The organism is Pseudomonas sp. JL2 (assembly GCF_031570495.1).
In the GTDB taxonomy this organism is placed as follows: Bacteria; Pseudomonadota; Gammaproteobacteria; order Pseudomonadales; family Pseudomonadaceae; genus Aquipseudomonas; species Aquipseudomonas rhizophila.
Genome location: NZ_JAKUDH010000071.1, coordinates 1 through 1139, shown reverse-complemented (window position 1 = coordinate 1139; position 1139 = coordinate 1). Strand labels below are relative to the sequence as shown.

General features: G+C 56.9%; 1 protein-coding gene. It reads right to left on the bottom strand.

All coding sequences use genetic code 11. The annotated features are described in order from the left end of the window. Window positions 1–1139 (bottom strand): elongation factor Tu (tuf, locus tag MKS85_RS28790; RefSeq protein ID WP_310663255.1); only part of this gene is annotated, 1139 nt, incomplete at both ends.

The following is a 1139-nucleotide window of genomic DNA, read 5'->3' as shown; positions in this document are numbered from 1 at the left end:
CCAGCGCCGACGGTACGACCGCCTTCACGGATAGCGAAACGCAGACCGTCTTCCATCGCGATGGTCTTGATCAGAGTGACAGTCATCTGAATGTTGTCACCTGGCATTACCATTTCAACGCCTTCTGGCAGCTCGCAGTTACCGGTCACGTCAGTTGTACGGAAGTAGAACTGTGGACGGTAGCCTTTGAAGAACGGAGTATGACGGCCGCCTTCTTCCTTGCTCAGAACGTAAACTTCTGCAGTGAACTTGGTGTGCGGCTTGACGGTGCCTGGCTTGACCAGAACCTGGCCACGCTCAACGTCGTCACGCTTGGTGCCGCGCAGCAGTACGCCGCAGTTCTCGCCTGCACGACCTTCGTCGAGCAGCTTGCGGAACATTTCAACGCCGGTGCAGGTAGTTTTCTGAGTGTCGCGCAGACCGACGATCTCAACTTCTTCCTGGATGCGGACGATGCCACGCTCAACACGACCAGTCACAACGGTACCGCGACCGGAGATCGAGAATACGTCTTCGATTGGCATCAGGAACGGCTTGTCGATAGCACGCTCTGGCTCTGGGATGTAGCTGTCCAGAGTTTCCACCAGCTTCTTGACAGCGGTGGTGCCCATTTCGTTGTCGTCTTGGCCGTTCAGAGCCATCAGAGCCGAACCGATGATGATTGGAGTGTCATCACCTGGGAAGTCGTAAGTGCTCAGCAGATCGCGCACTTCCATCTCAACCAGCTCCAGCAGCTCAGCGTCGTCAACCATGTCAGCCTTGTTCAGGAAGACAACGATGTACGGAACGCCTACCTGACGGGACAGCAGGATGTGCTCACGGGTTTGTGGCATCGGACCATCAGCGGCCGAGCAAACCAGGATCGCGCCGTCCATCTGGGCAGCACCAGTGATCATGTTTTTTACGTAGTCGGCGTGACCTGGGCAGTCAACGTGTGCGTAGTGACGCACGGCCGAATCGTATTCAACGTGAGCGGTGTTGATGGTGATACCGCGAGCTTTCTCTTCCGGGGCGCTGTCGATCTTGTCGAAGTCAACCTTGGCCGAACCGAAAACTTCGGAGCAGACACGGGTCAGAGCAGCGGTCAGCGTGGTTTTACCGTGGTCGACGTGACCGATGGTGCCAACGTTGACGTGCGG